The 25,256-nt window shown below is 66.0% G+C and carries 24 protein-coding genes; 10 read left to right on the plus strand and 14 right to left on the minus strand.

From position 1 onward, the window contains the following. Positions 1-136 precede the first annotated feature (136 nt). The 5 genes from nudK to J4P02_RS02745 all read right to left on the minus strand — a co-directional run bounded on the left by nudK (position 137) and on the right by J4P02_RS02745 (position 4,943). A complete protein-coding gene (gene nudK, locus J4P02_RS02725; protein WP_426187508.1) occupies positions 137-1,087 on the minus strand; it encodes a GDP-mannose pyrophosphatase NudK in 951 nt (316 codons plus the stop codon). Positions 1,088-1,150: 63 nt separating this feature from the next. Then, positions 1,151-1,462 carry an AzlD domain-containing protein gene (locus tag J4P02_RS02730; protein ID WP_426187721.1) on the minus strand — a complete coding sequence of 104 codons (312 nt, stop codon included), beginning with the start codon at positions 1,460-1,462 and terminating at the stop codon, positions 1,151-1,153. Further along, the gene (locus J4P02_RS02735; protein ID WP_426187510.1) at positions 1,462-2,160 is read right to left on the minus strand and encodes an AzlC family ABC transporter permease; all 699 of its coding nucleotides are present in this window, start codon (positions 2,158-2,160) and stop codon (positions 1,462-1,464) included. Before J4P02_RS02735 ends, J4P02_RS02730 begins: the two co-directional genes overlap by 1 nt. A 327-nt stretch (positions 2,161-2,487) precedes the next feature. Beyond that, positions 2,488-3,684 (minus strand): enoyl-ACP reductase FabV, encoded by a 1,197-nt coding sequence (gene fabV, locus J4P02_RS02740; protein WP_426187512.1) that lies wholly within the window; start codon positions 3,682-3,684, stop codon positions 2,488-2,490. A gap of 221 nt (positions 3,685-3,905) precedes the next feature. Then, a complete protein-coding gene (locus tag J4P02_RS02745; protein WP_426187514.1) occupies positions 3,906-4,943 on the minus strand; it encodes a lysozyme inhibitor LprI family protein in 1,038 nt (345 codons plus the stop codon). Between the two features lie 187 nt (positions 4,944-5,130). Here J4P02_RS02745 and J4P02_RS02750 point away from each other — a divergent pair, with 187 nt between their 5' ends. The 3 genes from J4P02_RS02750 (at position 5,131) to J4P02_RS02760 (ending at position 7,407) form a co-directional block, all read left to right on the plus strand. Continuing rightward, positions 5,131-5,868 carry a substrate-binding periplasmic protein gene (locus tag J4P02_RS02750; RefSeq protein ID WP_426187516.1) on the plus strand — a complete coding sequence of 246 codons (738 nt, stop codon included), beginning with the start codon at positions 5,131-5,133 and terminating at the stop codon, positions 5,866-5,868. 7 nt (positions 5,869-5,875) lie between these two features. Continuing rightward, a complete protein-coding gene (locus J4P02_RS02755; RefSeq protein WP_426187518.1) occupies positions 5,876-6,469 on the plus strand; it encodes a hypothetical protein in 594 nt (197 codons plus the stop codon). 125 nt (positions 6,470-6,594) lie between these two features. Next, positions 6,595-7,407, plus strand: a complete 813-nt coding sequence (locus J4P02_RS02760) for a DeoR/GlpR family DNA-binding transcription regulator (protein ID WP_426187520.1) — start codon at positions 6,595-6,597, stop codon at positions 7,405-7,407. A 152-nt stretch (positions 7,408-7,559) separates the two neighbouring features. On the opposite strand, the gene J4P02_RS02765 is transcribed toward J4P02_RS02760, so the two are convergent. The 6 genes from J4P02_RS02765 to ltnD form a co-directional block, all read right to left on the minus strand. Beyond that, positions 7,560-8,627, minus strand: coding sequence for an alpha/beta fold hydrolase (locus tag J4P02_RS02765; protein ID WP_426187522.1), 1,068 nt, complete (start codon positions 8,625-8,627; stop codon positions 7,560-7,562). A gap of 64 nt (positions 8,628-8,691) precedes the next feature. Then, positions 8,692-9,474 carry a 2-oxo-tetronate isomerase gene (gene otnI, locus J4P02_RS02770; RefSeq protein ID WP_426187524.1) on the minus strand — a complete coding sequence of 261 codons (783 nt, stop codon included), beginning with the start codon at positions 9,472-9,474 and terminating at the stop codon, positions 8,692-8,694. A 21-nt stretch (positions 9,475-9,495) separates the two neighbouring features. Next, a complete protein-coding gene (locus J4P02_RS02775; protein ID WP_426187526.1) occupies positions 9,496-10,959 on the minus strand; it encodes an SLC13 family permease in 1,464 nt (487 codons plus the stop codon). A 189-nt stretch (positions 10,960-11,148) separates the two neighbouring features. Then, positions 11,149-11,787 (minus strand): aldolase, encoded by a 639-nt coding sequence (locus J4P02_RS02780; RefSeq protein WP_426187528.1) that lies wholly within the window; start codon positions 11,785-11,787, stop codon positions 11,149-11,151. Beyond that, the gene (gene otnK / locus J4P02_RS02785; RefSeq protein ID WP_426187530.1) at positions 11,784-13,076 is read right to left on the minus strand and encodes a 3-oxo-tetronate kinase; all 1,293 of its coding nucleotides are present in this window, start codon (positions 13,074-13,076) and stop codon (positions 11,784-11,786) included. Before otnK ends, J4P02_RS02780 begins: the two co-directional genes overlap by 4 nt. Positions 13,077-13,086: 10 nt before the next feature. Beyond that, entirely contained in the window at positions 13,087-14,031 is a 945-nt protein-coding gene (ltnD, locus tag J4P02_RS02790; RefSeq protein ID WP_426187532.1) for an L-threonate dehydrogenase, read from the minus strand. Between the two features lie 305 nt (positions 14,032-14,336). Here ltnD and J4P02_RS02795 point away from each other — a divergent pair, with 305 nt between their 5' ends. From J4P02_RS02795 to J4P02_RS02825, 7 genes are all read left to right on the plus strand, one after another. Next, positions 14,337-14,687 carry a hypothetical protein gene (locus tag J4P02_RS02795; RefSeq protein WP_426187534.1) on the plus strand — a complete coding sequence of 117 codons (351 nt, stop codon included), beginning with the start codon at positions 14,337-14,339 and terminating at the stop codon, positions 14,685-14,687. Positions 14,688-15,089: 402 nt separating this feature from the next. Then, positions 15,090-15,374, plus strand: coding sequence for a hypothetical protein (locus tag J4P02_RS02800; RefSeq protein ID WP_426187536.1), 285 nt, complete (start codon positions 15,090-15,092; stop codon positions 15,372-15,374). Positions 15,375-15,666: 292 nt separating this feature from the next. Beyond that, positions 15,667-18,378 carry a magnesium-translocating P-type ATPase gene (gene mgtA, locus J4P02_RS02805; RefSeq protein ID WP_426187538.1) on the plus strand — a complete coding sequence of 904 codons (2,712 nt, stop codon included), beginning with the start codon at positions 15,667-15,669 and terminating at the stop codon, positions 18,376-18,378. Between the two features lie 108 nt (positions 18,379-18,486). Next, the gene (locus J4P02_RS02810) at positions 18,487-18,687 is read left to right on the plus strand and encodes a hypothetical protein (RefSeq protein ID WP_426187540.1); all 201 of its coding nucleotides are present in this window, start codon (positions 18,487-18,489) and stop codon (positions 18,685-18,687) included. 27 nt (positions 18,688-18,714) lie between these two features. Next, positions 18,715-20,400: a Na/Pi cotransporter family protein gene (locus tag J4P02_RS02815; RefSeq protein ID WP_426187542.1), complete on the plus strand. Its 1,686-nt coding sequence runs from the start codon at positions 18,715-18,717 to the stop codon at positions 20,398-20,400. Then, positions 20,388-20,738 carry an SLOG family protein gene (locus tag J4P02_RS02820; RefSeq protein ID WP_426187544.1) on the plus strand — a complete coding sequence of 117 codons (351 nt, stop codon included), beginning with the start codon at positions 20,388-20,390 and terminating at the stop codon, positions 20,736-20,738. The genes J4P02_RS02815 and J4P02_RS02820 overlap by 13 nt, the downstream gene beginning before the upstream one ends. Before the next feature lie 113 nt (positions 20,739-20,851). Continuing rightward, the gene (locus J4P02_RS02825) at positions 20,852-21,637 is read left to right on the plus strand and encodes a hypothetical protein (protein WP_426187546.1); all 786 of its coding nucleotides are present in this window, start codon (positions 20,852-20,854) and stop codon (positions 21,635-21,637) included. A 57-nt stretch (positions 21,638-21,694) separates the two neighbouring features. Here J4P02_RS02825 and J4P02_RS02830 read toward each other — a convergent pair whose 3' ends face one another. The 3 genes from J4P02_RS02830 to J4P02_RS02840 are packed head-to-tail and all read right to left on the minus strand — an operon-like array spanning position 21,695 to position 25,250. Next, on the minus strand, positions 21,695-22,396 hold the full coding sequence (locus J4P02_RS02830) for an NAD(P)H-dependent oxidoreductase (RefSeq protein ID WP_426187548.1): 702 nt from the start codon (positions 22,394-22,396) through the stop codon (positions 21,695-21,697). A 9-nt stretch (positions 22,397-22,405) separates the two neighbouring features. After that, a complete protein-coding gene (locus J4P02_RS02835) occupies positions 22,406-23,614 on the minus strand; it encodes a pyridoxal phosphate-dependent aminotransferase (RefSeq protein WP_426187550.1) in 1,209 nt (402 codons plus the stop codon). A 28-nt stretch (positions 23,615-23,642) separates the two neighbouring features. Continuing rightward, positions 23,643-25,250: a 5-guanidino-2-oxopentanoate decarboxylase gene (locus tag J4P02_RS02840; RefSeq protein WP_426187552.1), complete on the minus strand. Its 1,608-nt coding sequence runs from the start codon at positions 25,248-25,250 to the stop codon at positions 23,643-23,645. Positions 25,251-25,256 lie beyond the last annotated feature (6 nt).

The raw sequence follows: 25,256 nt of genomic DNA on the forward strand, positions 1-25,256 counted from the left end.
GTGTTCCAGCCCACGCGAAGCTTGAGCAAGCCTGCGCTTGCCTATTGACGATAGACAGTATTTGCCCGCCGGGCCTGAAGAAAGGCCCGGGGCATGGAGATCGGGGAATTCCGGCCGCCGCGGCGGCCGGCAGGCATCAGTTGCCGGGAGCGACCCGGGGCAGTTGCTCCAGCTGGTGATAGATGGCCAGCCCCAGGCCCTGGGCAATGCCTACCATGGCGTCCGACCCGGCCGAGGCGCCGCCGATGCGCAGCACTGCGTCGCAGCGCTGCAACAGGCGTTCGGCATAGGCATGGAACTGCGCTTGATACACCCCATCGCCCACCGCCCGCGAACCCGCCAGGCGGGTCAGGGGCAGCGCCACCCATTCCCCCAGCACCGGGAAGTGCCCCGCCGCCAGCACCTGGGCCGCGGCCTGCTCCATGGCCTTTACATTGCGTTCCAGCAGCGCCGGGTCGTCACCGGTGCCGGAGCGGTAAGGGCCGGCCACCAGCACCATCAGGCTGCGGGGCTTGAGCACATGCAGTTGCAGGTATTGCAGGAGCATGATGGTCTTGCCGTCGGCGATCTCCCCGGTCTGGATCATGCCCAGGGCCTGGTCGATATCCAGCTCCAGCACCTCGATATCCTCGCCCTCGTGTTCCAGGCCGCCGCCGTCGTTGACCCGGTCCCCGGCCTGATAGCGGCCAATGAAGAAATGCACCCGTTCGGTCACCGAACCCGGGCTCATGAAGGCGTCGAACACCTTCTGCACCTCGCCGACCCGGTAACCGGTCTCCTCCTCCGCTTCCTGACGGATGCGCACCTCGGGGCTGGCGTTGTCCAGCAGGCCGGCGGCGGTCTCGATCAGGTAGCCGCTGTGGTCGTTGACGAAGGCCGGCATGCGGAACTGCCGGGTCAGCAGCACGGTGCGCTGCTCCAGGTTGTACAGCAGGATGGTGGCGCCATTGCCGCGATCGTAGACCTCGCGGGTTTGCGGCTGCCAGCTGCCGTCGCGGCGGCGCAGCTCGAAGCTGTACTTCTTCAGCAGGTACCAGTTGCTGGAGAGGGTTTCCTCAGCGGTGATGCGGATCGTTTCCTCGGTCATTGCTGCTCCTGGGGTTGTGGGTTGGCCTGCGCCGAAGGTGCAACAGGCTACCGCAAACCGCCTTCAGAACCACCAGCGCAGAAGGAAAAAGAAACCCATGCTCAGCAGCATGCTGACCAGGGTATTGCGGGTGTAGATCACCAGGGCGATGGCCACCAGGGAGCTCAGCAGGTAAGGGTTGTGCCACTGCAGGTTCAACTGGTGGTCGGGCATGAACACGATGGGCCCGCAGATCGCCGTGAGCATGCCCGGCACCGCAAACCCCAGGAACTGCCGGGCGTTGCTGCTCAGGCGCAGCGGCAACCGCGGTTCGAGAAACACATAGCGATTGAGAAAGACCAGCAGGCCCATGCCGAAAATCACTGCCCAGACCATCATGCGCGCCCCCGATACAGCTTGTTGCAGAGAAAACCCGCGGTCATGCCCGCCAGGCCCGACAGCACCAGCGCCGAGCCCCAGTGCCAATAGCTGAACAGCACCGAGCAGAACAGCGACACCGCGACACAGACCACCGTCGGCACATTGCGCACCAGCGGGGTGATCAGGGCGATAAAGGTGGCAGCGATGGAAAAATCCAGCCCCAGGTGTTCAAGCCCGGGAATGCTCTTGCCCAGCACGATGCCCAGCAGGGTGAACAGGTTCCAGGCCACGTAGAAGGTCAGGCCCACGCCCAGGGCGTACCAGCGGTCGAACTGCTGCTTGTCGTGGGCACTGGTGAGGGCGAACAGCTCATCGGTGAGCAGAAAGCCCAGGCCCACGCGCCAGCGCCCCGGCAAGGGCGAGATCACCGAGCGCATGCTCATGCCGTAGAGCAGGTGCTGGGAAGTCAGGAGCAAGGTGGTCAAGAGGATCGAGAAGATCCCCGCCCCGCCCTTGAGCATGCCGATGGCCACCAATTGCGCGGCGCCGGCAAACACGATGCTCGACAGCCCCTGGCCCTGCAGCGGCGAAAGATTGGCCTCGATGGCCATGGAACCGGCCAGCAGCCCCCAGGGCGCGGTGGCCAGGGACAGCGGGACGATGGCGATGGCGCCGCGAACAAAGGCGGCGCGCGGTAGAAGAACGCTGGACATGACACCCTGCACACAAAGAACGGACGCTGACTGTGCCAGTTGCCCAGGCTCCTGGCTTGAACGATCTTGCGCAATTGCCTCCTGCCCTCGTAGGCGCTGGCCGGGTGCAGGGCTTGCGGGCCCCTTCGCCAGCAAGCCGGCTCCTACAAAAAACTGTGGGGTGTGTCGGGCCATCGTAGGAGCGAGCTTGCTCGCGAATTCGGTCGCAAGGGCGATGCAAGGCTCGTGGGCCCCTTCGCCAGCAAGCTGGCTCCTACAGGAAATACCCGGGCGGAAACGACAGCGCCCCTCACGAGGGAGGGGCGCTGGGGTGACGCGGGAGCCGGATTACAGCTGGATCAGGTTGCTGATCTTCACGTCCGGGTCGACATCGGCTTCGTAGTCGACACCTTCGATCTCGAAACCGAACAGGCGCAGGAACTCCTGCTTGTAACCGACGAAATCGGTCATCTGGTACAGGTTTTCGCTGGTCACCTGGTCCCACAGCTGCTTCACGCGGTCCTGCACCTCGGGTTGCAGTTCCTTGTAGTCGGCGCGCAGGCGGCCTTCCTGGTCGATCACCGGCTCGCTGTTGTACAGGCTGTCCTTGTACAGGCCGTAGACCTGCTCGATGCAACCTTCGTGGCTGCCCTGCTCCTTCATCACCTTGAACAGCAGCGACAGGTACAGCGGCATGATCGGGATCGCCGAGCTGGCCTGGGTCACCACGGCCTTGAGCACCGACACCCGCGCGTCGCCGCCCAGGTCGGCCAGTTGCTGGCGCATGCCGATGACTTTCTGGTCCAGGTCCTTCTTGGCTTCGCCAATGGAACCGTTCCAGTAGATGTCGTGGGTCAGCTTCTCGCCCAGGTAGGTGAAGGCGGTGGTCTTGGCGCCTTCGGCCAGCACGCCGGCTTCATGCAGGGCGTCGATCCACATCTGCCAGTCTTCGCCGCCCATCACCGCCACGGTGCCGTCGATCTCTTCCTGGGTGGCCGGCTGCAGGGTGGTTTCCTTGACGACTTCCTTGTCGGTGTCGACACCGCGCAGGGTCACCGATTTGCCCAGGGGCTTAAGGGTCGAGCTCAGCACTTCACCGGTCTTGGGGTGAGTGCGGCGCGGCGCCGCCAGGCTGTAGACCACCAGGTCGATCTTGCCCAGGTCGCGCTTGATGGCTTCGATGGTCTCGGCCTTGACCGCATCGGAGAAGGCGTCACCGTTGATGCTCTTGGCGTACAGGCCCTTGGCTTCGGCGAACTTGTGGAAGGCCGCGGTGTTGTACCAGCCGGCGGTGCCCAGCTTGCCGTCGACGCTGCCGCGCTCGAAGAACACCCCGAGGGTGTTGGCGCCACAGCCGAAGGCTGCGGTGATGCGCGCAGCCAGGCCGTAGCCGGTGGAGGCGCCGAGCACCAGTACGTTCTTCGGCCCGCCTTCAATGGCGCCCTGCTGGGTGACGTAATCGATCTGCTGCTTGACGTTGGCTTCGCAACCCACCGGATGGGTCGTCACACAGATAAAGCCGCGAACGCGGGGTTTGATGACCATTCACACTCTCCCAATTTCAATGTGCCAGACGCCGATAACGGCGGCGGCAGTGTCACTTGCACTAGTCGTAGACGCTCGCCAAGGCTTCGCGTCACCAACCGTCAGAATTTGTCCGCCAGGGGCCGCCGGCGGCCTGTCGCCAGGGGCAAGACTCTAGCAGTTGCGCCGGCCGGCTTCAGCCGCCATCCGGCGAAATATCCGCCAGGCATCTGCGCCGGCACTCAGGGCATCATGTCCAGCGCCGGGCGGCTGATCTTGCCCTTGATTCGCGCTTCGTACCAGTTCTGCACCACGTCCGGCAGGCTCTGCCTCCACTCCGGGACCGTGGTGTAGTAGCGCACCCGCACGTCATCGGTATCGTCCACCAGCACCAGCAGGGCCACCCACAGCTGGCCCTGGGCACCACGGACGAAAATCGCCGCATTGGTATTGGCCGCCCCCCGCAGCCACAGCTCGGTGACCTCGGCATCCGGCAGGTCGGCGGAGTTTTCCGCGGTGAACAGCGAACCGCTGTCGAGCAGCGCCTGATAGTCGGCCCCCAGCAGCTGGCGGGCTTGCCGGTCTTCGTCTTCGGTGCGCACCAGGGCACTGCTCAGCAGGTCGTAGTGCAGCTCCAGTTCGCGCTTGGAGGGCACATAGCGCCCGGCATAGGAAACCCCCATGCCGGCGCCGCAATCGTATGACTCACCCTCCTGGCTGACCTCGATAAACGCCTGCTGGCGCTTGAAAGTCAGGCGACAGCCCTCGGCCGCGTAACTGGCCTGCTCGCCCTTGAGCTGCGCCTCGCCTTGCAGCGCCCCGGAGTTGGCGCCCCCCATGCCCGAGATCTCGAAATCCAGGCGCTCGCCGCCCAGACTGCGAATCACCAGCTCACCGGCGTAGAAGGGGCTGAGGGACATGCGCTGCCAGGTGCCCGGCCAGTTGAACGGCTGATTCACATAGCGCAGCTCGATCAGGCGACTCAGGTAACTGCCCCGCAGGCAGGCCAGGTTCGCCGCGCACTGCTCGCGCTGCTGGAGCCATTGGCGCTGATCCTGGCGCAGGGCCTTGGGCGCTTTGGACTGGCCCAGGGCCAGGCTCCAGGCCTGGGCCAGCTGCGCGTCGAGCCCGGCGGTGTAAGGGTCGGCGCAAATGGCCTGCTCGCTCTGAGTGGTGGCCTTGCTGCAGTCGAAGCTGCTGGCCTGTACGCCCGGGGTGCAGGCCAGGGTTGCGAGCAATAGGGCGCTGGCCGGCCATACGCGGCGGGAAGGGATAAACATGGGGCGAGTCCATTCTGCAAAAGGCGGCGCAAGGATACCCGCAGAGCGCGCTTTGCAGCGACCCCCGAGACGCAGCAAACAGCCCCGGCCGACCGCTCGAAAAGACTGCAGATCCAGCACGGTTTATCGGCGACAGCCAATGGCCAGTCGTACTAAGCTCTGCACTTTGGATTTTCAAGGTCACTGCATGATGCGGATTCTGTGGGCGCTGCTGTGGTTGTCGAGCCTCACGGCCCATGCCGGCGAGCTGCGCATGCTGACCGACAATCACCCGCCCCTGCACTTCCAGCAGGGCGAGCACATGACCGGCTTTGGCGTTGATCTGGTCGAGGCCCTGGCGCAACGCAGCGGCGATCGCATCCAGGTGTTGCAACTGCCGATGCTGCGGGCCCTGCGCGATGCCGGCAAGGACGCCGATACCGCGGTGTTCACCATCCTGCGCACCGCCGAGCGTGAATCGCGCTACCAGTGGGTCGGCCCCTTGATGCGCACCGAAACCGCGCTCTACGCCCGCAGCAGCGATGCCGCCCGGGTCAGCGACCTGCGCCAGGCCCGGGGGCAGATCGCCGTGCCACGCAGATGGCTGGTCTACAGCTACCTCAAGCAACAGGGGCTGGACAACCTGTGGGGCGTCGACAGCCCGGAAATCATGATGCGCCTGCTACAGATCGGCCGCGTGCAGTACGTGGTGGCCGACACCATGAGCGTGGGCACCTTCGCCGCCGAACAGGGCCTGCCCCTCGACCAGTTGCGCTACCAGATGCCGCTGATGCACCAGGACGCCTATATCGCCTTCTCGCCCAAGGTCGATGCCGAGCAGGTCGCCCGCTGGCAGCAAGCCCTGGATGAAATGAAGCGCGATGGCAGCCTGCAGCAGCTCAAGCAGCGCTGGCATATCGACCAGACCACGCCACAGGTAGATTGATTCACCCATGACTAGCCTTAACCCATGGCGCCCCATGCCCCATCAGTTGGCGCTCAACTGCCCGCAGTGCGGCGGCCGGGCCGGCTTCGATTTCGTCGTGGCCAGGGCCATCGAGCGCAAGGTCGATGTGCCGTTCTTCCAGGCCCATCCATTGCTGGAGTACCGGAGTGAGCAGGACAGCTGCGGCCACTACCGCCACTACGCCCTGTACTTTCCCGGCCTGCATGGCGACCCGACGCAGAGCCTGGGCCAGTTGCCCGAAGGCTACAGCCCCAGCCACTGGCAGCGTTCGGCCTACTGGTACCGCGATCACGGCCTGGACCTGGGGTCGCTGCACTGCGAGCACTGTCACTACTCGGCGCGCCACCCCCTGAACTGGCCCAGCGAAGCCTATTTTTCCGTGGCCTACAGAGGCCAGATGCTCTGGGCCTTCAACCGCGAATCGGCCCTGGCCCTGCATGACTACCTGGAGTCCGTGGAGCGCAATCCCGGTGGCTATCCCTGGCGCAGCTTTCTGCTGCACATCCCGGGGCCGTTCAAGCACCGCAAGGCCCGCCAGCCGCTGACCCGATTGCTCAAGCGCCTGTTGACCGCAGGCTGAGGCTCCTACCCCGTCGCTTGAATTTCCTGACTTGCACACGGCACTAAATCTCGTCCGCGGCGGCTACATTCGCTACTATGGCGTGCCGATTTCTGCCTTTGCCGACCCGCCAAACCGGAGCTTCAATGCCTACCCCCAAGGACCTTGCCAGTGACAGCGGCGCGCCGATGATTCCCGAGCAGCGCCGCGAGCAGATCCTGCGCCAGTTGCGCAAGCACCAGGTGCTCAGCGTGCATCAGTTGATGGAGATGTTCGACTGCTCGCACATGACCGTGCGCCGGGATATTGCCCTGCTGGAACAGGAAGGCCGCGCCCATTCGGTGACCGGCGGGGTGCGCATCGCCAGCCAGCTGCACAGCGAGCCCAGCCATCAGTCCAAGGCGGTGGTGGAACTGCCACAGAAGCAGGCCATGGCCAAGCTGGCGGCGAGCCTTTTGCACGCGGACATGACGGTCTACCTGGACGCGGGTACCAGCACCCTGGAAATCGTGCCCTACATCAAGGCCCTGTCGGGGATGACCGTGGTGACCAACGATTTCGGCGTGGCCCAGGCCCTGATGGATGCCCCCCAGGTGACGGTGATCCACACCGGCGGGCAGCTGGACCACTCCAACCATTCCTGTGTCGGCGGGCTGGCAGTGGCCACCTTGCGCCAGGTGGTCACCGACGTGGCCTTTATCTCCACCAGTTCCTGGGATCTGCACCGGGGCATCACCACCCCCTCGGCGCTGAAGGTCGAGGTCAAGCAAGTGGCGATGCAATCGGCGACCCAGGTGGTGCTGGTGGCCAGCAGTTCCAAGTACGGCACCTTCAGCATGTACAAGATCGCCGAGCTGGCGCAGTTCGACATCATCATCAGCGACGCCGCCCTGGCCCCCGCAGCGGCGGACGGTATCCGCAAGCACGGCGTGGAACTGCTGCTGCCAGCACAACCCTGAACGTGGCGAGGGAGCTTGCTCCCGCTCGTCTGCGCAGCAGACGCAATGCCTGACGCCCCTCAATCCCTGGAAAATCGCGCCGTCCGGGTTTGGGGCGGCTGCGCCTCCCAGCGGGAGCAAGCTCCCTCGCCACAAAAAGTACCCATTGGCCGTTAGTGGGTCTTCTCGGTTTCGGCCATGAACTGTCCCAGTTCGCGGGCGTAGAACCGGGCCATGCCGGTGGTGCCGTGGCCGCGGGTTTCGGCGCTGGCGGGAATCAGCAGCAGGCGGGCATTTTTCACCTGTTTCAGCGCCGCTTGCAGGGTGCCGGTTTCCACCGGGTTGCGTTCGTCATCCGCGGCGTTGATCACCAGCACCGGGGCCTGGATCTTGCCCAGCCCCGGCGCGGCGTTGTAGTCCGCCGAAGACTGCCACTGGTAGATGAAATCATTGGCATCGGCCCCCTGGCTGGCCTCGAGGCGCTGCTCCACCAACTGGTCGGCCTGGGCCCGGGTCGGCGCCAGGGCCTGATAGGCCAGGGTGCCGCCGCTGGTGCCAGTGGCAAACAGTGCGTTGGCCAGGCGCAGGGATGGCGGCTGTTGCCGATAGTCGCCCTGCTCCCAGGCCGGGTCCTGCTTGATCGACTCCACCAGCAGGCGGCGCATCATCCAGTTGCGCGAGGACATTTCCCCCGGCTGGGAAGCCATGGGCACCAGGGCATCCATCATCTGCGGCCACTTCTGGCCCCAGATCCAGGCCTGCATGCCGCCCATGGAATTGCCGATGATCAGCCGCAGGTGCTTGACCCCCAGCCCTTCGGTCAGCAGCCGGTACTGGGCCTGGACCATGTCCTCGTAGTTGTACTGGGGAAAGCGCGTCCGCAGGCCGTCCGAGGGCTTGCTCGACTGGCCGACGCCGATGCCATCAGTGGCGATGATGTAGTACTTGCTGGCGTCCAGGGGTTGCCCGGGGCCGAACAGTTCACCGCCAAAATCCTTGCTCAACAGGTCGCTGGCCGGCCGGTAGGTGCCGTGCAGGTAGAGGATCGCCGGATGCTTCGGGTCCCCCAGGGTGATGTAGTGCAGCTTCAGGTTGGCCAACTGCTCACCGTTGTGGAAGGTAAACAGCGGGGCCACCCAGTCGCCCTGGGTGGCCGCTGGCAGGCTGGCGGCGCTGGCCAGGGAGGCGCCGCCCAGGGACAAAATCAGGCCGAGCGCGGCCCGGCAGGCAAAACGCTGCATGGGGAAACTCCTGTGCTTGTTGTTATGGGAGTAGCCCCCCGGTACGCCAGGGGGCGGCAAACGCTCAGCGCGCCTGCCAGTCCCGCAGCCATTGCAGGCCGGCGGACGTGTCGCCACGGGGGCGGTATTCACAGCCGACCCAACCGTCATAGCCCAGATCGTCCAGCAGTTGGAACAGGTAGGGATAGTTGAGCTCGCCCAGGTCCGGCTCGTGGCGATCCGGCACCCCGGCGATCTGTACATGGCCAATTCCGGCCAGGTCGCGGCGCAGTTTCACCGCCAGGTCGCCTTCGACGATCTGGCAGTGGTAGCAGTCGAACTGCACCTTGAGGTTGCTGGCCCCCACCTCCTGGCAGATGGCCTGGGCCTGATCCTGGCGATTGAGGAAGAAGCCCGGCATGTCCCGGGTGTTGATCGGTTCCAGCAGCACAGTTACTCCCACCTTGGCCGCCTGGGCCGCGGCATGGGCCAGGTTTTCCAGGTACACCCCGTGGTGCCGGGCGCGCTCATGCTCCGAAGGCAGCAAGCCGGCCATCACATGGACCCGCGAGTTGCCCAGCACTGCGGCGTACTCCAGGGCCTGCTCGAAGCCCTGGCGGAATTCGGCCTCGCGCCCGGGCAGGGAAACCATGCCCCGCTCCCCCGCCGCCCAGTCACCGGGCGGGGCATTGAACAGCGCCTGCTGCAGGCCATGGTCGTCCAGTTGCTGCTTGAGCACCTGGGGGCTGTAGTCGTAGGGAAACAGGTACTCCACCGCAGTGAAACCGTCGGCCGCGGCGGCGGCGAAACGCTGGAGGAAGTCATGCTGCGGGTAGAGCATGCTGAGGTTGGCAGCGAAACGAGGCATGTGAACTCCTGGAAACGAGGGTCAGACAAACGGCCAGAGCAGCAGGGTAATACAGAACCCCAGGGTGCCGAGCAAGGTGGTGATCAGGGTCCAGGTGCGCAGGCCGTCAGCGACGTTGAGCCCGGCCAGCTTGGTGAAGATCCAGTACCCGGCGTCATTGATATGGGACATGGCCAGACCGCCACCGCCCATGGCCAGACACAGCAAGGCCATATGGTTGGGGCTCAGGTTCAGGGTGGCGATCAGCGGCGCGATGATCCCGGCGGTGGTCACCAGGGCCACGGTGGTGGAACCCTGCACCGCGCGCAGCAGCATGGTCAGCAGAAAGCCCAGGGCCAGCACCGGCAGGCCGGTGGTGCGCAGCATCTCGGACACCACCGCGCCGATGCCGGTGTCCACCAGCACCTTGCCGAACACCCCGCCGGCGCCGGCAATCAGAATCACCATGGCCACCCCGGGTAGCGCCGAGCCGATCACATCGGACACCTGGCTGCGACTCCAGCCACGGCGCGAACCCAGCAGCCAGGCGCACAGCAGCGTATCCAGCAACAGCGCCACCAGGGGCGCGCCGAGCACGGTGAGCACCGCGCGCAGGGTCGACTCCGGGGCGAGCATGGACGTGGCCAGGGTGCCCAGCAGAATCAGCACGATGGGCAGCAGGATCAGGCTGACGATCAGCCCGAACCCCGGTGGCGGTGCCGCTGGCAGTTTCGCCGCCAGGTTGCCGGTGGATTCCTCCAGGCCCATATGGGCCACCGCCGCCATTGCCTGGGGGCTGGCGGGCTGCTCGGCGCCATTGTTCCAGGCGGCCAGGTCCTCATTGGTGACGTGCGGGCCATAGACCTCGGCGCGGATATCGTCGGTCATAGAGTAGTTGCGCCGGGTCATGCGCGCCGCCACCCGGTAGCCGACGTAGCACAGCAAGGCGGTCAGCGGCAGGCCGAACATCAGCACCCGGCCCAGGTCGGCGCCCAGTTGGCTGGCCGCCGCCACCGCCCCCGGATGGGGTGGCAGGAAGGCGTGCACGGTGAGCAGTGCAGCGCACATCGGCAAGGCGAACACCAGCAGCGGCTTGCGCGCGCTACGGGCCACACCATAGGCCAGGGGCATCAGGATGATTACCCCGACCTCGAAGAACACCGGCACGCCGATAATGAAACCGGCGATGGTCAGGGCCAGGGGCGTGCGCCGGTTACCGAAGCGCTGGATCAGGGTCTTGGCCAGGGCCTCGGCGCCGCCTGATAGCTCGATGATGCGGCCGATCATGGCGCCCAGGGCAATGATGATGGCGATATGGCCCAGGGTCTTGCCCATGCCGCCTTCGATGGTGGCCACCAGATCGGCGGGTTTCACCCCGGCCACCAGCGCCACCAGAATGCTCACCAGCATCAGCGCCACAAAGGGCTGGAACTTGTACCTGAGCACCAGGAACAGCAACAGGGCGATGCCGGCCCCAGCAGTGATCATCAGCAACAATGGGCTCATAGCGACAGCCCTCCACAAGGTTGCGGGCGGGTGTGGCAGATCGCGCGGGAACCCGTAAAGCAGGTGCAGTCATTCATCTCGGGATGTCCTGTTGTTATTGTTTTTTAGCGGCCAGCCGACCCCGACGAGAGGCCGCTGACGGCTCCCGGGCACAGGCTGGAGTAAAGCCTTGTTATTACAGGGGTGCGTTTACCAGGTAACGCCGAACGCCTTGCGCAACTCCTCCAGGGCGGCTCGCCCAAGGGGTTCCGGCCGCGGCTGGCTGAGCAACCACAGGCGTGCGGTTTCCTCCAGCTCCTCCAGGGCGTAGCTGGCCTTGGACACGCTGCTTTCCCAGACCACCGGCCCCAGGCGCTCGAGCATCACCCCGCGTACCTGGTTGGCCAGTTGCGCCACCTGCTCGGCGACCTTGGGCGAACCCGGACGCTGGTAGCCGATCAGCGGAATGTGCCCGACCTTCATCACCTGGTAGGGCGTCAGCGGCGGCAGGATGTCATCCTGCCGCCAGACTCCGGCCAGGGTCAGCGCCACCAGGTGAGTGGAGTGGGTATGCACCACCCCGCCCACAGCAGGGTTGCGGTCATACACCTGGCGATGCAGGGCCAGGGTCTTGGACGGCTTGTCGCCACTGAGCCACTGCCCCGCCCGATCGACCTTGGCGATGGCCGCAGGGTCCAGGCGCCCCAGGCAGGCATCGGTGGGGGTGATCAGCCAGCCATCGTCGAGCCGCGCACTGATATTGCCGGCGCTGCCCACGGTATAGCCGCGCTGATAGAGGCTGCGGCCAACGTCGCAGATTTCTTCGCGCAGAGCGTTTTCCCGGCTCATGCCTGACCTCCCGCCAGTTGGCCCAGGGCCTTGCTGAAAAAGTCGCGGCCGCCGAAGTTGCCGGACTTCAACGCCAGGGCCAAGGGCTCGGCACCATTGCTGACCGTGGCCGGAACCCCGGGGTCGATCTGTGCGCCGATCTGCAACAGGCGCACCCCCAAAGCCTTGACCACGGCGCCGGAGGTTTCGCCGCCGGCCACCACAAAGCGCCGCACACCGCTGTCACGCAGGCCTCGGGCAATCTCGCCCAGGGCGTTCTCCACCAGGGTTCCGGCACGCTCGACACCCAGCTGGCGCTGCACCGCCTTGACCTCTTCCGGGGTGCTGGTGGCGTAGATCAACACCGTGTCCTGCTGCTCCCGGGCAAAGGCCAGCGCCTCTGCCACCACCGGCTCAGCGGCCGCCAGGGCCAGCGGGTCGATGCGCCAGGCCGGACGCTCGGCCTCCAGCCAGGCGTCCACCTGGGCGTTGGTGGCCAGCGAGGCGCTGCCGGCCAGCACCACTTCGCCGCCTGCCACCTGGGGCAGGCTTGCGGCATCCCGGTGGCGCAGCTTGCCGGCGCGGCGGAAGTTCTCCGGCAGGCCCAGGGCCAGCCCGGAACCGCCGGTGAGCAGCGGCAGGTCGGCGCAGGCTGTGCCAAGGGTGTAGAGGTCGGCATCGGACAGCGCGTCGGCAATCGCCATGGCGACGCCCTTTGCCCGCAACTCGGCAATCTTGCCCCGCACCGCGTCCACCCCCAGGGCAATGCTGTCATAACGCAAAAGGCCCACTGGCAGCGCAGTCTGCGCCTGCAGTACGCGCACCAGGTTGGCGTCGGTCATGGGTGTCAGCGGGTGCTGCTGCATACCCGACTCGTTGAGCAGTTGGTCCTGCACGAACAGGTGGCCGCGGAACACCGTGCGGCCGTTCTCCGGGAACGCCGGGCAGGCCAGGGTGAAATCGCCGCCCAGGGCCTTGAGCAGGGCCTCGCTGACCTGGCCAATATTGCCCGCGGCGGTGGAATCGAAGGTCGAGCAGTACTTGAAGAAAATCTGCTCGCAGCCCTGCTCCCGCAGCCAGTGCAACGCCGCCAGGGATTCGGCCACCGCCTCGGCGGCTGGCGTGGTGCGGGATTTCAGGGCAATCACCAGGGCGTCGGCATTCAGCCCGCCGGCCTCCTCGGCGCCGGGAATGCCGATGCTCTGCACCGTGCGCATGCCGCCACGCACCAGCATATTGGCCAGGTCGGTGGCACCGGTGAAATCGTCGGCGATGCAGCCCAGCAATGGGCGTGGATTGGCAGTGGTCATCACAGGTTCCTCACTCGACATCGGGCTTGGCCACCGGCAGGTCGATACCGGGGAAGATCTTGATCACCGCCGAATCGTCCTCGCGACCGAAACCGGCGCTGGAGGCCTGCATGAACATCTGGTGCGCGGTGGCCGACAGCGGCAGCGGGAACTTGCTGGCGCGGGCGGTATCCAGCACCAGCCCCAGGTCCTTGACGAAGATGTCCACCGCAGACAGCGGCGTGTAGTCGGCCTTGAGGATGTGCGGAACGCGGTTCTCGAACATCCAGGAATTGCCGGCGCTGTGGGTGATCACCTCGTACAGGGCGTCGGCGTCCACCCCTTCGCGCAGGCCCAGGGCCATGGCCTCGGCGGAAGCGGCAATATGCACCCCGGCCAGCAACTGGTTGATGATCTTGACCTTGGAGCCCAGGCCATGGGCCTCCCCCAGGCGATAGACCTTGCCGGCCATGCCCGCGAGCACGGCCTCGGCCTTGGCGTAAGCGGCAGCCGGGCCCGAGGTCATCATGGTCATCTCCCCCGCCGCGGCCTTGGCCGCACCACCGGAGATCGGCGCATCCAGGTACTGCAGGCCCAGGGCCTGCAGGCGCTGGCCCAGTTCCACGGCGTAGGTCGGGGCCACGGTGGCGCAGCCGATCACCAGGCTGCCGGGGCGCAAGGCGGCCACCGCCCCGCCCTCGTCGAACAGCACGCTGTGGGTCTGCTCGGCATTCACCACCACGGTGATGATCACTTCGCACTCGGCGGCCAGTTGCGCCGCCGAAGCGCAGGCCACGCCGCCTTCACTGGCGAACTGTGCGCTGACCTCGCTGCGGACATCACAGGCATGCACATTGAAGCCGTTGCGCAGCAACGAACGGGCGATGCCCAGGCCCATGGCGCCAAGACCGATGACACCGACATTGTTGTTATTCATGGGGACTCCAGAAGTTGTGATCGGGCTGCTGGCGATCATCCACCAATGAACGGATTATGTGAAGACATTTTTCAATCTAACATTTTTTAACATCACTCTCAGGCACCCGGCCCACCCCTGTGCAGGCCACCGCTGGTCGGAAGCTCGGGGGCCGGCCAGTGGGGGCTGCTACAACCTTTCACAGCCCTGATCTGGATCAGCATTGAGCGCCCCATCCAGGCAGAGGCTCAGGACATGAGGGCGGCAGACTGGCGGTAGCACCCTTCATCGCCACTGCGTTGACGCTCCCGGTCACCGAGAGCTCAATGGTTAATCTAGTTATGCTTGGATAAGGACGGTTCAACATGGCAAAGATCGAAGTGTTATCGGGTGATTTTCTGCAAGGCGCCGGCGAGTACCGGCACGGCACCTTCAGGCTCAAGACGCCATTCAACAGCACCGGTGTCGATATCAAGGCATCGGCGTTCAAGAGCCTGGAAATCGCCACTGAAAGTCCCATCGCCAACAAGGACGCCTTGGGCTACGGCATTGCCGGCGCCATGCTGTTGGGCCCGGTGGGCGCGATTGCCGGGTATCTGATGGCCGGTACGGAAAACGAAGTGACCTTTATCGGCACCCTCAAGGATGGCCGGCAACTGATGGCCGCCACCGACAGCGACACTTACAAGGACATCTCCCGGCACTTGCTGAACTGATGCTCCTACCGGTTATATCCAGTGCTCATGAAGCCTTCATCGGTCATGAGCACTTTTTATTTGGCCCGTTATATATTCCCTTCCTCGGTTAATTAACTGTCGCTATTGGCTGAACCTCAGCTGAAACTTCAGCAGCCAGCAACTTTCCCGGGCAATTTATACTTGACTCCCCAGAGCCCCCTGAGTAAATTGCGCGGGCCGGTAAATCCGGCCCTTTTTCAACTCACCAAAGAAGCCAATGGACACAGTATCTAGACGCTGTCTGGTCACTGCCGCTGCGCAGCTGCCAGGCACCCCTGAAAATGACGGGACTCGACTCCGCGGTCGGGTGAGCTGCGCTAGGGCTTGACGCTCCAACGTAACTTGCCTCCCCGGAAACGCTCCGGTCACGAGGCACAAGTTATGCACTTCACTACTTCTGTAATGCCCGGCGTACGCGCCTTTGCGGCCACCATGCGGGTCAGGCTGCGCCCTGAGCCCAAGGTTCTGGCGCGCTCGCCCTATGCCCCTTCCGCCCCCTCGACCGGCACCACTTTGCGGGCCAACTGGCGCGTCTGCCCGATCAGCGGCCAGTTACAGCAGCGCTGGAGCCTGGACGACAGCCAGGACCCGCAGTGTCGGGGCGCGCTGGCGCTCTTGCAGCAGGCCGGGCTGATCCTCGGCCTGTACCTCGGGGCACGCGCCTGACCCGCATCTGACGGACACTTTCCGCAGTTTCCAGACAAGTTTCCTAGTTCAGAAACTTGCGGGCCCCTTATTGCCTTTAAACAACTAAGTCTCATTGGAGAAGGTTATGGAAGAGGCCAGTAGTAGGTTCGCTGCCCAGGCAATTTCATTGTTTGGCCAGCGAACGTTAAAACCTGAAAAACGCCAAGATCAGAATCGATCGCTCATCTGCGGTTCGACATACTTGCGCTCGCCTTTAATTAGTTGAGTTGTCGGTGTGTTGAGCCGCAGCCAGGCGGCAGGAGCACACACAATGACTGTAAAAACCGCAACTTCCCGTAGCACCAGCGCCAGCAACGACAGCCAGAAACTGTCGATGCGCGCCGCCCGCGAGGCCCAGAACGGCCTGGCCGTGACCCTGGCCAACGTCAACTCCAGCACCGCCGGCCTCACCGAACTGGACGCCGAAGGCCGCCTGCAACGGGACGGCCACAACGAGGTCGCCCACGACCGTCCGCCACACGCCCTGGTGCAATTGCTGCAAGCCTTCAACAACCCCTTCATCTATGTGCTGATGACCCTGACCGGTATCAGTTTCTTCACCGACTTCTGGCTGCCGCTGCAGGCCGGCGAAGAAACCGATCTCACCGGGGTGATCATCGTGCTGGTGATGGTGCTGGCCAGCGGCCTGATGCGCTTCTGGCAGGAACACCGCTCGGCCAAGGCCGCCGAAGCGCTCAAGGCCATGGTGCGCACCACCGCTGCGGTACTGCGCCGCGAGCAGATGGGCATGCAGGCCCGGGTGCGCGAAGTGCCGATGCGCGAGCTGGTGGTGGGCGACATCATCCAGCTGTCGGCCGGCGACATGATCCCGGCGGACATCCGCCTGATCGAGTCCCGCGACCTGTTCATCAGCCAGGCGGTGCTCACCGGCGAAGCCCTGCCCGTGGAAAAGTACGACACCCTGGGCGCCGTGCAGGAGAAATCCGCCAAGGCCCTGGCCGCCGACCAGCAAGACCTGCTGGACCTGCCGAACATCTGCTTCATGGGCACCAACGTGGTCAGCGGCACCGCCACGGCGGTGGTGGTGGCCACCGGCGGGCGCACCTACTTCGGCTCCCTGGCCCGCTCCATCGTCGGCTCACGCTCGCAGACCGCCTTCGATCGCGGGGTCAACAGCGTCAGCTGGCTGCTGATCCGCTTCATGCTGGTGATGGTGCCGGTGGTGCTGCTGATCAACGGCTTCACCAAGGGCGACTGGGCCGAGGCCTTTATGTTCGCCCTGGCGGTGGCCGTGGGCCTGACCCCGGAAATGCTGCCGATGATCGTCAGCGCCAACCTGGCCAAGGGCGCCGCGGCCATGGCCAAGCGCAAGGTGGTGGTCAAGCGCCTCAACGCGATCCAGAACTTCGGCGCCATGGACGTGCTGTGCACCGACAAGACCGGCACCCTGACCCAGGACCGGATCATCCTCGAGCACCATGTCGATATCAGCGGCAACCGCTGCGATGAAGTCCTGCAACTGGCCTGGCTCAACAGCCACCACCAGAGCGGCATGAAGAACCTGATGGACCGCGCCATCGTCAGCTTCGCCGCCGACAACCCGCAGTTCACCCCGCCCGCTGCCTGGCGCAAGGTCGACGAGCTGCCCTTCGACTTCGTCCGCCGGCGCCTGTCGGTGATCCTCGCCGACGCCCGCGGCCAGCACCTGATGGTGTGCAAGGGCGCGGTGGAAGAGATGCTGGAAACCGCCACCCGGGTGCGCCAGGACGGCATCGCCGTGGCGCTCGACGCCGAGCGCCGCCAGGCCCTGCTGCAACTGGCCGAGGACTACAACCGCGACGGTTTCCGCGTGCTGCTGGTGGGCACCCGCGAGCTGGCCAAGGGCGAGGCCCGCAGCCAGTACAGCGCCAGCGACGAGCGCGAGCTGGTGATCGAAGGCTTCCTGACCTTCCTCGATCCGCCCAAGGAAACCGCCGGCCCGGCGATTGCTGCCCTGCGCGACAACGGCGTGACGGTAAAAGTGCTGACCGGCGACAACCCCATAGTCACCGCGAAGATCTGCCGCGAAGTCGGCCTGGAAGCCGGCGAGCCGCTGCTGGGCCGGGACATCGAGCACATGGACGACCAGGTGCTGGCGCGCCTGGTGGAAGAGCGCACAGTGTTCGCCAAGCTCACCCCACTGCAGAAGTCCCGGGTGCTCAAGGCCCTGCAGGCCAACGGCCACACCGTGGGTTTCCTCGGCGACGGGATCAACGACGCCCCGGCCCTGCGGGATGCCGACGTGGGTATCTCGGTGGACAGCGGCACGGACATCGCCAAGGAATCGGCAGACATCATCCTCCTGGAAAAGAGCCTGATGGTGCTGGAGGAAGGGGTGATCAAGGGTCGCGAGACCTTCGGCAACATCATGAAGTACCTGAACATGACCGCCAGCTCCAACTTCGGCAACGTGTTCTCGGTGCTGGTGGCCAGTGCCTTTATCCCCTTCCTGCCGATGCTGGCGATCCACCTGCTGTTGCAGAACCTGATGTACGACTTCTCCCAGCTGGCCCTGCCCTGGGACAAGATGGACAAGGAATACCTGGCCAAGCCGCGCAAGTGGGACGCCAACAATATCGGCCGCTTCATGCTGTGGATCGGTCCGACCTCGTCGATCTTCGACATCACCACCTTCGCCCTGATGTGGTACGTGTTCGCCGCCAACAGCGTGGAAATGGCCGCCCTGTTCCAGTCCGGCTGGTTTATCGAAGGCCTGCTGTCGCAGACCCTGGTGGTGCACATGCTGCGCACCCGCAAGATCCCGTTCATCCAGAGCACCGCGGCCCTGCCGGTGATGCTGGCCACCGGGCTGGTGATGGCCCTGGGCATCTACGTGCCCTTCTCGCCACTGGGCAGCATGGTCGGCCTGGTGCCGCTGCCCTGGGAATACTTCCCATGGCTGGTGGGCACCCTGCTCGCCTACTGCGTGGTCGCCCAGACCATGAAGACCCTGTACATCCGCCGCTTCAAGCAGTGGTTCTAAGGGCCTGAAACCCAGCGCGGGGCACGCCTCGCGCCGGGCTACCCAGACACCTCGCCAACGTCGGCACCACGCCGACGGCGACCCGCTTCGCCTGCCAGGAGCCGCGCCATGCACTTTCAGCCATTTGCATCGCTACAACGTGCGCCCCGCGCACTACTGGTCTATTGCCTCAGCGCCAGCGCCGGCCTGCTGACCCGGCTCAGCGTCCGGCTGTATGTCCGCGGCCTGTTGAGCGCGGTTGAAATTCGTTTGCTACTGGGCGCCAGCGCCGCCATCACCCGCGCCTCGGTGCGGCTGGCGATTGCCTGAAGCCCAGACAGTCCCGGGAGAATACTCATGTCGGGCACCACTCTTCTGATCAACCTGGCCGGCGCCATCGCGCTGCTGCTGTGGGGCTCGCAGATGATCTGCGGCTCACTCCTGCGAGGCTTTGGCAGCCCGCTGCGGCGCTGGCTCGGGCAACACCTGAACAACCGCTGGCTGGCGCTGCTGTGCGGCATCGGCATCACCGGGGTCCTGCAAAGCAGCACCGCGGTGAGCCTCATGGCCAGTTCCTTCAGCGCCGCCGGCACCCTGGGCCTGGCCCCGGCGCTGGCGGTGATGCTGGGGGCCAATATCGGCTCGACCCTGGTGGTCCAACTGCTCAGCCTCGACCTGTCGCTGCTGGCGCCGATCCTGCTGCTGTGCGGTTTCCTCGGCCTGCGCCTGCGTGACGATTCGCGCCTGGAAAGCCTCGGCTGCGCGCTGATCGGCCTGGGCCTGATGCTCCTGGCCCTGGGCCAGCTGGGCTCGACCCTCAAGGCGGTGGAAAACACGCCTGTGTTCCAGCTGGTGATGAGCAGCCTCGACGGCGACCTGCTGCTGGCGCTGCTGGTGGCCATGCTGCTGACCTGGATGTGCCATTCCAGCGTCGCCGTAGTGCTGCTGATCGCCTCCCTGGCCGCCACCGGGCTGCTGTCGCCAGCCACCAGCATGGCCCTGGTGCTGGGGGTCAACCTGGGCGGCACCCTGCCGGCGCTGCTGGGCGCCGACGGCAACGTGGCCCGGCGCCTGCCCCTGGGCAACTTGCTGGTGCGCCTGCTGGGGGTGGCCCTGGTTATGCCGTGGATCACCTACTTGGCTCAGCTGGAAAGCATCGCTCAGTTGCCACCGCAACTGCTGGTGGTATTGCTGCACAGCGCCTTCAGCCTGGTGCTGGGCCTGCTGTTTATCGGCCTCACCGGGCCCCTGGCGACACTGCTGACCCGGCTGCTGCCGGCGCCACCCGTGGCCAGCGACCCGGGCATGCCGCTGTACCTGGACCAGGCCGGCCTGGAAGTGGCCAATATCGGCCTGGCCAACGCCGCCCGGGAAGCCCTGCGCATGGCCGACATGCTTTCGGGCATGCTCGACCGGGTGCTGCAACTGCTGCGCAGCGCCCACCTCGGCCATGCCGAGCAGGTGCGCCACACCGACCAGTCCCTGGACCTGCTCAGCGCGGCAATCCGTGCCTACCTGGCGGACATCGGCCAGGAAGGCATCAGCGACCAGGACGCCGACCGCTCCCAGGAGATCCTCCTGCTGGTGATCAACCTGGAGCACGCCGGCGACATTCTCGCCAGCAGCCTGGCGCAACTGGCGGCACGACGTTTGCGCCGCGGCGAGCCGTTCTCGGCCTTCGAGCTGGGCACCCTCTACCCCTTGCACCAGGAATTGCTGGAAAGCCTGAGCCTGGCCGTTACCGTGTTCCTGCGGGAAGACCTGCCCACCGCCCACCAACTGCTGGCACGCAAGGAAAATGTGCGGCGCCTGGAAGCCGCCGCCGGCCGCGAGCACTTTCGCCAGCTGCGCGAGGACCAGAGCGCCTGGGCCGAGTCCGGGGATATCTTCCAGCGTCTGCTGCGGGACTATCGCCGGGTTCACCACCATATCGCCGCCCTGGCCTACCCGGCCCTGGAGCGTGCCGGGGAGCGGGAGCGCGAACACCAGGCCGCTACCACGCCAGTGGCCAGCCATCAGGAGCACAACCCATGCGCGTACTGATCTGTGCCGGCCGCCACTACAGCAACGGCCGCCTGTGCCGCCAGGTGCTGCAGGCCTTCCAGCGCCTGCATGAGGTGCGGGTGGTGATCCATGGCGGCAGCCAGTTCCTCGGCGCGCAGATCGAGGACTGGGCCCGGGAAACCGGTGCCGATATCGTCCGCTACCCGCCCAACTGGCAGATGCACGGCAAGCACGCCGAGCGCCTGCGCAACGCTTTTATGCTGGCCGACAGCCGCGCCGATATCGTCCTCGCCCTGCCCGGTGGCGACGACACCGAAGAGCTGCTGGCCCAGGCCCGGGCCCGTGGCATTCGCTGCCTGTCGGTGGACGATCCCTAGCCGCCCCGCGCCCGCGCCTACCTGATAACCCATCCACGGCCATTGCCAAGCACCACGCCCCGGGCCCAAACGCCCCGGCGCCCTTCCCTGCCTGTCACCCAAGGAAAGTTGCCATGTCCCACCACCGTCCACACCGCCCCTCGCGCTCCAATGCCTGGGGCCAGTCCCTGCCTGCGGCCAAGACCCGCATGCTCAAGCGCAACCTGCTGTTCCTCGCCCTCACCGCCGGCGCCACCGCCACCCTGGCCCTGTGTTCCAAGGCCCAGGCCGCGGGTGGTGCCTATGTGGTGGACGACGGCGCCATCAATGCCCCTGGCGAATGCAATGTGGACCTCTGGTACCAGAGCCAGCGCCACCAGGGTTCCACCCACGGCAGCGTGCTCGCCCCGGCCTGTACCTTCAGCCAGTTGCCCGGGGTGCAACTGGGCGCGGCCTTGCAGCGCCAACAGGCCGACGGCCATGGCGAAACCCAGCTCAGCCCGCAAATCAAGCTGCAACTGCTGAACCGCGAAGACCTGGGCCTGCAACTGGCCCTGGCCGGTTCCGCGCACTGGGCGACCCACCGCCAGCATAGTTTCGACGGCGGCGACCTGAGCCTGCCGCTGACCTTCAGCGCCAGCGAGCGCCTGCGGCTGAACCTGAATGCCGGCTGGAGCCACGCCTATGACGACGGCCAGCAAAAGCACCGTGAAACCTGGGGCGGCGGGGTCGAATACGACCTGGTGCAAAGCCTGACCCTGATCGCCGAGCGCTATGGCCAGCGCGGCGGCGAACAAGGCTGGCAGGCCGGGCCGCGCCTGCATGTGGGCCAGCACCTGGACCTGGACCTGATCCTCGGCCAGCACCTGACCGAAGGCCGCGAACGCTGGCTGACCACAGGCGCCACCCTGCGTTTCTGAGAAGCAGCTTCAAGCGGCAAGCCTCAAGCTTGGAGCTTGGAGCTTGGAGCTTGCCGCTCAGCGCTTGCGCCTGAGGGCCTCGTCGAACTGATCGAGGCGCGGAAACACCAGCGGCGCTTCGTTCATCAGGCCCTGCAGGCGCTGCTGGTAGCTGTGCAGAAAGTCCTCCCGCGCTTCGTGGCTGATGTAGGGCACATGCCAGGCCACGAAAGGCTCCAGCACCTCACAGCCGACATAGGCCAGGGTGCCGCGCAGCAGCGGGCGCAGCATGTCCTCCAGCGGCCCATGAATCGCCCCTTCGCCAAACATATGCTCGCGCCCCCCCAGGGTCAGGGTCACCAGGGCCTTCTTGCCCGCCAGCCCGCCCTGGTCATAGAAGCGCTTGCCGCCATAACACACGCCGGACACCAGCACCCGGTCGATCCAGCCCTTGAGCATGGCCGGCACCGAGAACCAGAACACCGGGAAGTTGAGGATCAGCAGGTCGGCCCACAGCAGTTTTTCCAGCTCGCCCTGGATGTCGGCGGCAATGCTGGCGTTCTTCACCCCCAGGCGCTGTTCCAGGGCATACACCAGGTAGTCCGGGTTCTCCCGCTGGGCGAAATCCGCGGCGCTGGCCACCGGGTTCCAACCCATCCCATACAGGTCGCTGACCTGCACCTGATGCCCCTGGTCCTGCAAGGTGCGCTGCGCCTGGTCCCGCAGGGCGGCGGTAAAGGAGTTCGGCTCGGGGTGGGCGTGAACGATCAACACATTCATAAAGCGTCCTCAAACAGTGTGCACAGTGGCAGGAGCGGCCCGCTGGGCCAGGCAATCTTCAGCGCAGCGGGCGATCCGCCGGCAGGCTTCGCGCAAGCCTTCCGGCTGCAGCACCAGCCCCAGGCGGATATGCCCGGCGGCACTGGGGCCAAAGGCCTCGCCGGCCAGTACCGAAACGCCATGGTCGTCCAGCAGGCGTTTGCTGAAGGCCTGGGCACTGAGCCCGGTGGCGCGGATATCCACCATCACGAACATGCCGCCATCCGGCTTCAGCGGCCGTGCGCCCGGGCAATCGGCCAGGCAGTCGCACACCAGGTCGCGGCGCTGGCGGTAGGCCTCAGCCATTTCCCGCAACTGCGGCAAGGGCTGCTCCAGGGCGACTATGGCGGCGTCCTGGATAAATTCCGGCGAGCCATAGAGCATGCACAGCGCCAGGTTCTCCAGGTGCGCGGCAAGCGCCATCGGCGCCACCACCCAGCCCAGGCGCCAGCCGGTCATGGCATGGGACTTGGACAGGCTGTTAAGGGTCGCGGTGCGCCCGGCCATGCCCGGCAAACTGGCCGGGCTGACATGCTCGCCCTCGTACAGCAGCTCGCTGTAGACCTCGTCGCAGATCAGCCACAGGTCATGCTCGATGCACAGCGCCGCCAGGGCCTCCCAGGTGGCCCGGGGAATGCTCGCCCCCGAGGGGTTGTGCGGGCTGTTGAGCACCAGGGCACGGGTGTTGCCGGTGATGCGCGCGGCCACCTCGGCCACCCGTGGGCGAAAGCCGTCCTCGGCGCGCACCGGCAAGGGCACCACCCGGGCATCGCAGGCACCAAACACCGCTTCATAGGTGACGTACATCGGCTCGGCGACTATCACCTCGTCGCCCGGGTCCAGCAGGCACTGGGCCACGCTGTACAGCGCGCACTGGGCGCCGGCCAGCACCACCACCTGCTCGGCGTCCACCGCCTGGCCGCTGCGCCGCTGATGGTGACGGGCAATGGCCTCGCGCAGGGCACGCTTGCCGCGCACGTCGGCGTAATGGGTATGCCCGGCGTGCAGGCTGTCGATGGCCGCCTGGACAATGGGCTGCGGGGTGTCGAAATCCGGGTCGCCCACCGACAGCAGCCACACCGGCTCGCCGCGCTCGCGCTTGGCCAGGGCCCGGTAGTGAATGTCCCAGGCGGCGGCGCCGTCGCCGGCGATACGTTGGGTCAGCTTGGAATAGCGCATGGCATGCTCCAGAAAAGGGGTCAGGGCTTCAGCGCGCGCAAGCGTGCTTGAGTTCGATAAAGCTCACGCCGTTGCGGGCAAAGCCGCTGCGCAGCTCCTGCTGCAAGGCGTCGAGGCTGGCCGGCTGGCTGACGCTGCAGCCAAAGGCCCGGGCCAGGGCGGCAAAATCCGGGTTGCGCGGCAGCACGCCAATGGGCTCGATGTCCAGGTCGAGCATGTCATCGCGGATCTGCCCCAGGGCGTCGTTGTTCCACAGCAGCACCACCAGCGGGCTGCGCAGCTCTTCCACCGCGGTGGCCAGTTCCTGCAGGGTGTAGAGAAAACCGCCGTCGCCCACCAGCACCAGCCCCGGCCGCTCGGGGGCGCCGAGCTTGGCACCAATGCCCGCTGGCAGGCCGTAGCCCAGGGTGCCGTAGCCGGTGGGGTGCAACCAGCTGCGCGGGGCCCGAGTCGGGTACAGGTAGTTGCCGCTGTAGGCCAGCTGGGTCATGTCGCTGGCGATAAAGCCCTGCTCCGGCAGCTCGGCGGCAATCCGCTGCAGGATCGAGCGATGAATCTGTTGCAAGGGCCCCTGCCCGTCCTGCACCGCGCGGCGCAACTCGGCCACTGCCTGGCTTGCCGCCGTGGCGGCTTGGGCCTGTTGCGGCAAGGCCTGCAGCAGTGCTTCCAGGGTGGCTTGGGCGTCACCTTGCAAGGCCACCGAGCAGGGGTAGAAATCATTGAACTTGCGCGGGTCGATATCCAGCCGCAGCAGCTCGCCGGTCAGCGGCAGGCGCTCGCGCCAGTAATCGGTGTCGGCCATCTCGGTGCCCACCGCCAGCACCACATCGGCCTGGGCGATCAACTGCCAGCCGGGCTCCACGCACAAGGTGGCACCGGCATTCAGCGGCGCGTCGTCCGGCAGCAGGCCCTTGCCGGCGACGCTGCTGAACAGCACCGCCCCCAGGCGACGGCTCAGGGCCTGCAACGGCTCGGCGGCGTGCAGCGCGCCACCGCCGGCGATAATCATCGGCCGTTGGGCGCTGCGCAGCTTGTCCGCCGCCACCTGGATATCCGCGGCCGCCGCCGGGCCTGGCCGTGGGCGCCGCGCCACCTCGCCGGTCCAGTCTCGGGCCACCGGGGCCGCCAGCACATCCAGGGGCACGCTGATATGCACCGGCCGCGGGCGCTGGCTGTCGAACACGGCAAAGGCCCGGGCAATCAACTCCGGCAGGTCTTCCGGGCAGAGGGCCAGGGCCGAGAAGGCGGTGATCGGCGCGGTGATGGCGCGCTGGTCCTGGGTTTCATGCAGCGAGCCCCAGCCCTTGCCCAGGCTGGCGCTGTGGTTGACGCTGGAAATCACCAGCAGCGGAATCGAGTCGGCATAGGCCTGGCCGATGGGGGTGGCGATATTGGTCACCCCCGGGCCGCTGATCACGAAACACACCCCGGGCCGGCCACTGACCCGAGCGTAACCGTCGGCCATGAACCCCGCGCCCTGTTCATGGCGGGTCAGTACATGGCGGATACCGCTGCCGGGCAGGCCGCGATACAGCTCCAGGGTGTGCACCCCGGGAATGCCGAATACCGTGTCGACGCCGTAGCCGGCCAGCAGCCGCACCAGGGCCTGGCCACCGGTCAAGGTCTGATTGTGCATGTCTCT

It is taken from the genome of Pseudomonas sp. NFXW11 (genome assembly GCF_049887815.1).
Lineage (GTDB): Bacteria > Pseudomonadota > Gammaproteobacteria > Pseudomonadales > Pseudomonadaceae > Aquipseudomonas.